Annotated in this window: 6 protein-coding genes, 1 rRNA gene and 1 pseudogene; all 8 read left to right on the top strand. The window is 77.6% G+C overall.

The window, feature by feature from the left end; all coding sequences use genetic code 11:
• Positions 1-96, top strand: a 5S ribosomal RNA gene (gene rrf / locus AC0CYZ_RS03995); the annotation flags it as partial.
• 1212 nt (positions 97-1308) lie between these two features.
• Entirely contained in the window at positions 1309-2181 is an 873-nt protein-coding gene (locus AC0CYZ_RS03990; protein ID WP_472212561.1) for a hypothetical protein, read from the top strand.
• Positions 2178-3203, top strand: a complete 1026-nt coding sequence (locus AC0CYZ_RS03985) for an HAD-IIA family hydrolase (RefSeq protein WP_472212559.1) — start codon at positions 2178-2180, stop codon at positions 3201-3203. Before AC0CYZ_RS03990 ends, AC0CYZ_RS03985 begins: the two co-directional genes overlap by 4 nt.
• 10 nt (positions 3204-3213) lie before the next feature.
• A complete protein-coding gene (locus tag AC0CYZ_RS03980; RefSeq protein ID WP_472212557.1) occupies positions 3214-3441 on the top strand; it encodes a hypothetical protein in 228 nt (75 codons plus the stop codon).
• 4 nt (positions 3442-3445) lie between these two features.
• Complete coding sequence (locus AC0CYZ_RS03975; RefSeq protein ID WP_472212555.1) at positions 3446-4282, top strand: TlyA family RNA methyltransferase; 837 nt, start codon at positions 3446-3448, stop codon at positions 4280-4282.
• Positions 4279-5208 carry an NAD kinase gene (locus AC0CYZ_RS03970; RefSeq protein ID WP_472212552.1) on the top strand — a complete coding sequence of 310 codons (930 nt, stop codon included), beginning with the start codon at positions 4279-4281 and terminating at the stop codon, positions 5206-5208. The genes AC0CYZ_RS03975 and AC0CYZ_RS03970 overlap by 4 nt, the downstream gene beginning before the upstream one ends.
• A gap of 116 nt (positions 5209-5324) precedes the next feature.
• Positions 5325-7271 (top strand): DNA repair protein RecN, encoded by a 1947-nt coding sequence (gene recN, locus AC0CYZ_RS03965; protein ID WP_472212550.1) that lies wholly within the window; start codon positions 5325-5327, stop codon positions 7269-7271.
• A gap of 305 nt (positions 7272-7576) precedes the next feature.
• Positions 7577-7887 (top strand): annotated as a pseudogene (locus AC0CYZ_RS03960) (putative cytokinetic ring protein SteA); the annotation flags it as partial.

Raw genomic sequence — 7887 nt, 5'->3', positions numbered from 1 at the left:
GAAACGCCCGGACCCATCCCGAACCCGGAAGCTAAGCCCTCCAGCGCCGATGGTACTGCGACCGCCAGGTCGTGGGAGAGTAGGACACCGCCGGAACACCCAACCACCCCCACCCAAGAGTGCGTGACACATCTTTACAGCGAACTGCGCGGTCTTCGGCCGCGCGACACATCGGGGCAGGACCCTTGCGTCCTGCCCCGTTTCGTCGTGTCAGGAGGACGATCGATGACCGTGGATCCACAGGACGGCCGTCCCGACCGCCCCTCCTCGACGCGCAACGACTCCCGCGGTGACGGCGGCCCACGCGGCGGCGACTCCCGTGGCCGGTCCCAGGGCTCGACGAGTGGCGGCCCGCGCCGTGCGCCCGAGGGCCGGGGCCCCCGCGACGACCGCGGCGGCCGGCCCCGAGGCGGCACGGACGACCGTGGCCGCACCGGTACCCGTCGCGAGGGCCCGTCCGGCCGCGGCTCGGGTGGCCGGGATTCGACGTCGACCGGGGCCCCCACCTCCGGGCGGCCTCCCCGACGTGACGACGAGGGCCGGGGCGACCGCCGCGGTGGCTACGGCTCCGACGCCGGACGGCAGGCCCGCGGCGGTGGCGACCGCGGTGAGCGCCGCGCCGGCCCCGACGCGAACCGGCCCGACCGCGCCGGTGGCGGCGAACGCGGACGCGGGGACCGGGACGGTGGCCGGCCCACCGGCGGGCCGCGTGACGCCTCGGCCCGCGACACCGCCTCCCGTGGCGGGCGACCCGAGGGCACCCGTGCCCAGGGCTTCCGCAGCGGAGGCCCCGACCGGGACCGGCGTGGTGGCACCGACGGCCCGCGGGGACGTGACGGGCGCTCCGGCGGCGGTCCGCGGGACGACCGCGGGCGCGTCCGCGACGACGACCGCGGGCAGCGACCCCGGCGCCAGGACGACGACACGCGCACCCCGCAGGGCGACGCCACGCGGGGCGAACGCCGCCCGGCGTCCACGGGTAACCGCCCCGACCAGGGGTTCGACGACCGCCGCGGTGGTCCGCGCGGGGATCGTGGCGGCGACCGTCGCGGGGACACCCGCGGGCAGGACCGGGGCCCGCGCCGGCCGAGCGACCGCCGCGACGAGCGCTCCGGCGCTCCGGCCGGGCGACGCGACGACCGATCCGGCGCCGGGGACCGTCGGGGTCCTCGCGGGGCCGACGACCGTCGGGACCGCCGGACCACGGGCGCCGAGCCGGCCGACCGGCGGCCGCGGGCCGAGGACCGCCCGATCCGGCGGCACCAGGACGCCCTACCGCGCCCCGTCGAGCCGGCCCTGCCGGACGAGGTGACCCCCGAGCTCCTCGACCAGGAGGTCCGGCGCGACCTGCGTGGCCTGCCCAAGGACCTCGCCGACATCGTCGCCCGCCACCTCGTCGCGGCGGGGGAGCTGCTCGACGAGGACCCGGAGGCAGCGCTCGCACACGCGCGGTTCGCGCGGCACCGCGCCTCGCGGGTGGCCGTCGTGCGGGAGGCGTGCGGGCTCGCCGCGTACCACGCGGGCGAGTGGGCCGAGGCGCTCGCCGAGCTGCGGGCCAGCCGCCGGATGGGCGGCGCCCCCCACGTGCCCGTCATGGCCGACGCCGAGCGGGCGCTGGGCCGGCCGGAGCGCGCCCTCGAGATCGCCCGCAGCCCCGAGTCGGCCGACCTGCCCCGGGACGAGGCGATGGAGCTCCTCGTCGTCACGTCGGGGGCGCGCCGGGACCTCGGGGAGTACGCGGCCGCGGTCGTCGGGCTCCAGGTCCCCGACCTCGACGTCCGCCGTGAGGACCCGTGGACGCCGCGGCTCTTCTACGCCTACGGCGAGGCGCTGCTGGCCGCGGGCCGGCGCGACGACGCCGTGCGGCCCTTCCTCGACGCCGCCCAGACCGACACGGACTGCGAGACCGACGCCGAGGAGCGGGCAGCGCTCGTCGCGGCGGGGATCGACACCCCGCCCGGCGAGCTCAGCGACGACGACCTCGTGGAGGGCGACGACACGACCGCCGCCGACACGACCGCCGCCGACACGACCGCCGCCGACACGACCGCTGCTGACACGACCGCTGCTGACGAGGTGGCCGCTGCCGACGACGAGCCTGCCGACGACGAGCCTGCCGACGACGAGGCCGACGAGGCCACCCCGACCGGGGCCGGTGCCGTGGAGGACCCCGTCCGATGACGCGGCACGACGCGCTGCTGGTCGACCTCGACGGCACCGTCTACGCGGGCCCCGACGCGATCCCCGGGGCCGTCGAGGCCCTCGAGGCCGCGCGCGAGCGGGGACAGACCGTCTCCTACGTCACGAACAACGCCTCGCGGGCGCCGGGCGCGGTGAGCGAGCACCTGGCGTCGCTGGGCCTGACGCTGACCGAGGACGACGTCGTGACGAGCGCCCAGGCCGGCGCGGCGGTGGTCGCGCAGCGGTGCGAGGCGGGCGCGAAGGTGCTGGTCGTGGGCACGGAGGCCCTCGCCGACGAGATCCGCGCGGTCGGCCTGGAGCCGGTGCGCTCCGCCGACGACGAGCCGATGGCGGTCGTGCAGGGCCACAACCCCGACACCGGCTGGCGTCAGCTCGCCGAGGCCTCGCTCGCCCTCGGGCGCGGGGCCGTCTGGGTGGCCACGAACGTCGACCCGACCCTGCCCAGCGACCGCGGGATCCTGCTCGGCAACGGCTCGATGGTCGCGGCGCTGCGGACCGCGACCCGACGCGAGCCGGAGGTCGCGGGCAAGCCGGCGGCCCCGCTGCTGCGCCAGGCCGTCGAGCGCGTGGGCGCCTCGTCGCCGCTGGTGGTGGGCGACCGGCTCGACACCGACGTCGAGGGCGGCCACGCGATCGACGCCGAGACGCTGCTGGTGCTCACCGGCGTCTCGACCGCCACCGAGGTCCTCGCGGCCCCGGACCACCAGCGCCCGATCTACCTCGCCGCCGACCTCGCGGCCCTCGCCGACCTCGACGCCACCCGGGTCGACGTCGACCACGACTGGGACGCCCGGGTCGCGGACGGCGTGCTCGAGCTCCGCGCCCCCGAGGGCGCCGCGACCGACCGGGACGCCCAGCTCGCCGCGCTCCGGGCGCTCTGCCGGGCCTGGTGGGCCGAGGCCACGACCGACCCGCCGGCGGAGCCCGCGGTGCGACCGTGCGACGAGACCGCGGACGAGGTCGTGGCCGCGCTCGCGCTGCCCCGTGCCGGGACCGGTTAGCGTGGTGGGCGTGGATCAGGCGGACGAGGCGGCGTCGGCGGCGTTGACGCGCCTGCGCGCGGCCGCGGCCGCCGTCGCGGACCTCGACGGGCCGCACCGCGAGCCCGACGCGACCTCCGACGCGGTCCCCGGCGAGGCCGCCCCGGAGGCCGGGTTCGACGCCACCGTGCACGCGGACCGGTTCTCCGAGCTCCACGACGCCCTGGTGACCGTGCTCGCCGACGTCGACCGGGGCTGAGCCGGTGGCCCGCACGACGAGCCGCCGGCTGCGCCTGGACGCCGAACTGGTGCGCCGTGGGCTGGCCCGCTCGCGCGAGCAGGCCGCGGCCCTGATCGCCGAGGGCCGCGTCACCGTCGGCGGCAGCGTGGCCCACAAGCCCGCGACGGGTGTGGAGACCGCGGCCGCCGTCGTCGTCGCCCCCGAGCCCGACGGCACCGTGGACGACTGGGCCAGCCGCGGCGCGCACAAGCTGCTCGGGGCGCTGGAGGCCTTCGGCGACGTCGTCGTCGAGGGCCGGCGCTGCCTCGACGCGGGCGCGTCGACCGGCGGGTTCACCGACGTCCTGCTGCGCCGCGGCGCCCGCGAGGTGGTGGCCGCCGACGTCGGGTACGGGCAGCTGGTGTGGTCGCTGCGCACCGACGACCGCGTGACGGTGCTCGACCGCACCAACGTGCGGGCCCTGCGCCCGGAGGCGATCGGCGGGCCGGTCGACCTCGTCGTCGCCGACCTGTCCTTCATCTCGTTGCGGCTCGTGCTCGACGCGCTCGCGGCGTGCACGGCGCCCGAGGGCGAGCTGCTGCCGATGGTGAAACCGCAGTTCGAGGTGGGGAAGGACCGGCTCGGGCAGGGCGGGGTCGTCCGGGATCCGACGCTGCGGGCCGAGGCGGTCGACGGTGTCGTCGCCGCCGCCCGCGACCGTGGCCTCGGACTGGTCGACGTGACCGCGAGCCCGCTGCCGGGGCCGTCGGGCAACGTCGAGTACTTCCTGCGGCTGCGCCGCGTCGACCCGACGGCGCCGCAGGACGCAGACCGCGACGCCGAACGGGTACGTCGAGCGGTGCAGGCAGGCCCCACATGACGGGAGAGACCGTGGCGCGGGACGCACTGATCGTCGTCCACACCGGCCGGGAGGCCACGCGGAAGGTGGCCGCGACCGTCGCGTCCCGGCTGCACGCCGCCGGCTTCACGCTGCGGGTGATGCCCGACGAGTACTCCACCGACGCCCACCTGTTCGACGCGCTGCCCGAGGACGAGCGTCCGCTGCGCATCGACCCCGACGACGACGCGGCCAACGGCGCCGAGATCGTCATCGTGCTCGGCGGCGACGGCACCCTGCTGCGGGCCGCGGAGCTCGCGCGGTCCGCGCGCGTGCCGCTGCTGGGGATCAACCTGGGCCGGGTGGGGTTCCTCGCGGAGGCCGACCTCGACGACGTCGACGAGGTGCTGGACGCGGTGATCGCGCGCTCCTACCGCGTCGAGGAGCGCATGACGGTCGACGTCGTGGTCGGCTCCGACGGGCAGGAACTGGGGCGGACCTGGGCGCTGAACGAGGCGATCGTCGAGAAGACGAACTGGGCGAAGCTGCTCGACGTGGTCCTCGAGGTCGACCACCGACCGGTGTCGGAGTTCGCGTGCGACGGCGTGCTGTGCGCGACGCCGACCGGGTCCACCGCCTACGCCTACTCGGCCGGCGGCCCGGTGGTGTGGCCGGAGGTGCAGGCCATGCTGCTGGTCCCGTCGAACGCCCACTCGCTGTTCGCGCGCCCGCTCGTGGTGTCCCCGGAGTCGCGGGTGGCGCTCGAGGTGTCCCAGCGCGGCGACGCCGGGGTGCTGGTGTGCGACGGCCGCCGGACGGTGGACCTGCCGCCGGGCTCGCGGGTGGAGATCGTGCGGGGGACGACGCCGGTGCTGCTCGTGCGGCTGCGCAGCCAGCCCTTCACCGACCGGCTGGTGCGCAAGTTCGAGCTGCCCGTGCAGGGCTGGCGGGGGCGGCGCGGGGACTGACGGTTCGCGGGCCTGCCCGGTCCGCTCACCGAGGTCCACCCACCGTTCGACCACGTGTTCGACTCCGATCGGCGTGTTCGCCCCCGGGTGTCGGACCCCGTCGTTATCGTGACGCCGTGCTCTCCGAGCTGAGAATCCAGGGCCTCGGCGTGATCGAGGACGCGACCCTGGAGCTGCATCCGGGGCTCACCGCGGTGACCGGCGAGACCGGGGCCGGCAAGACCATGGTGATCACCGGGCTGCACCTCCTGGGCGGCGGCCGCGCGGACTCGTCGCGGGTACGTCGCGGCGCGTCGCGTGCGGTCGTCGAAGGGCGGTACGTGCTGCCCGGGGCGGAGCCGGGGGCGCCGCCCGGTGACCACGGGCCCGACGACCCCCGTGACGACGTGGCCGACGACGAGGCCGACGGCGAGGACGGGCCGCGCGATGCGGCCGGCATAGCGCGGGACGCCGGCGCGGCCCTCGACGACGACGGGTCGCTCATCGCCGCCCGCACGGTGTCGGCCGACGGACGGTCGCGGGCGCACCTCGGCGGCCGGTCGGTGCCCCTCGGGGTGCTCTCCGACGTCGCCGACGCCTCGCTCGCGGTCCACGGCCAGCACGAGGCGCTGCGGCTGCTGCGCCCGGCCGAGCAGTGCGCGGTGCTCGACCGGTTCGCCGGGGCGCCCGCGGCGGAGGCCCTCGCCCGGTACCGCGGCACCCGCGCGCGGTGGCGCTCCGCGGTCGCGGAACTGGCCGAGCGCCGCGAGCACACCCGGGAGATGGCCCGCGAGGCCGACCTGCTGCGCCACGGGCTCACCGAGATCGAGGCGCTCGACCCGCGCCCGGGCGAGGACGCCGACCTCGTCGCCGAGGCCCGCCGGCTGGCCGACGTGGACGACCTGCGCTCGGCGGCGCTCACCGCGCTCGCGGCCGTCGCGGGGCCGCCCGACGGCACGGGGGACGAGCCGGACGCCACGGCGTTCGTCGGGGAGGCCCGCCGCGCCCTGGCCGGCCTCGAGGACCCGCGGCTGACGGCGCTCGAGCCGCGGCTGGCCGAGGTGTCGACGCTGCTCACCGACGTCGCCGCCGAGCTGTCGGGCTACCTCGAGGGGCTCGAGGCCGACCCGGAGCGGCTCGCGCGGGTGCTCGAGCGCCAGGCGGCGCTCAAGGGGCTGACCCGCAAGTACGCCGCCGACGTCGCCGGCGTGCTCGCCTGGGCGCGGACCGCCTTCGAGCGGCTGGAGTCCCTCGACGTGTCCGACGAGGCGCTGGCCGCCCTCGCCGCGGAGGCCGACCGGCTCGGGGGCGAGCTCGCCGAACGGGCCGCCGCCCTCACCGCGGTCCGCGCCGAGGCGGCCGAGCGCCTGGCCGGCGCGGTCACCGCCGAGCTCGACGGGCTCGCGATGGCCGCCGCGTCGGTGACGGTCGTGGTCGGGCGCAAGGACGCGACGCCCACCGACCCGGCCGGGCTCGAGGTGCCGGGCGCCGGGCGGGTGGTGGCCGGCCCCGACGGGGTGGACGAGGTGGAGCTGCTGCTCGCCCCGCACGCCGGCGCCCCGTCGCTGCCGATCGCCAAGGGCGCCTCGGGCGGCGAGCTCTCCCGGGTGATGCTGGCCGTGGAGGTGGTGCTCGCGGGGGCGGACACGGTGCCGACGCTGGTGTTCGACGAGGTCGACGCCGGGGTCGGTGGCCACGCGGCGGTGGAGATCGGCCGGCGGCTCGCGCGGCTCGCCGAGACCCACCAGGTCGTGGTCGTGACCCACCTCGCGCAGGTCGCCGCGTACGCGGACCGGCAGCTGATGGTCGACAAGGGGGCCGCGAGCGAGGGCGTGACCCGGAGCTCGGTCCGGACCCTCGACGACGCGGAGCGGGTCGTGGAGCTCGCCCGGATGCTCGCGGGCACCGAGGAGACCGAGACCGGCCGGGCGCACGCCGAGGAGCTGCTGGCCGCGGCGGCCCGGGACAGGAGCGGTGGTCCTGCGGAGCGACCGGGTGAGGTGGCCGAGCCCACCCCGATCACGAAGGGGGTCACGAAGGTCCGCGGCCGGGGCGAACGGCGGCCGGGCCGGCGCGCCGGCTGAGACGCGCCGTCGGAGACGAGACGCCGGATCTGTTCCGGCCGACGGGCTACTCGTGGGGTCCGTGTGACGGATGGGGTCCCCGAGCCGGGTGAGGCGCGGCAGTCCGGTCGGCGTGGCGGCGTGGCCGGGGCGCGCCCGGCCGACACCATCGGTCCATGCGATGGCCAGGTCGGGGAACGCGGACGACGGAGGCGCCACCCGGCGTCAGCGGGACGGCCCGGTTGGGTCGCGCCACCGCGGGCGGTGTCGGTAGGGCCGGCGTCGGGACGGGTTACCTGCGCCGGCTCGGGCCCGGCGACGTCGCCGTGATCGACCAGGTGGACCTCGACCGCGCGACGGCGACGGCGCTGCTGGACGCGGGCGTCGTCGGGGTCGTCAACGCGGCCCCGTCGATCTCCGGGCGGTACCCGAACCTCGGCCCCGAGATCCTCGTCGAGGCCGGTGTCGTGCTCGTCGACGACTGCGGGCCCGGTGTGTTCTCCGACCTCGCCGACGGCGCCACCGTCCGGCTGCACGACGGCGCGGTCCACGTGGGCGAGCGGGAGGTGCTCCGCGGCTTCGCCCAGGACCGCGACACCGTCGCCGACCTGCTCGACGAGGCCCGCGGCGGGATGGC

It is taken from the genome of Actinomycetospora sp., from assembly GCF_055612215.1.
Note: the sequence above shows the minus strand (reverse complement) of the source record. Positions and strands in the feature narration are given on the sequence as shown.

Excerpts from the sequence above, each read along its gene's own strand:
- AC0CYZ_RS03985 (WP_472212559.1), top strand. The coding sequence starts at position 2,178 with ATGACGCGGCACGACGCGCTGCTGGTCGACCTCGACGGCACCGTCTAC.
- AC0CYZ_RS03970 (WP_472212552.1), top strand. The coding sequence starts at position 4,279 with ATGACGGGAGAGACCGTGGCGCGGGACGCACTGATCGTCGTCCACACC.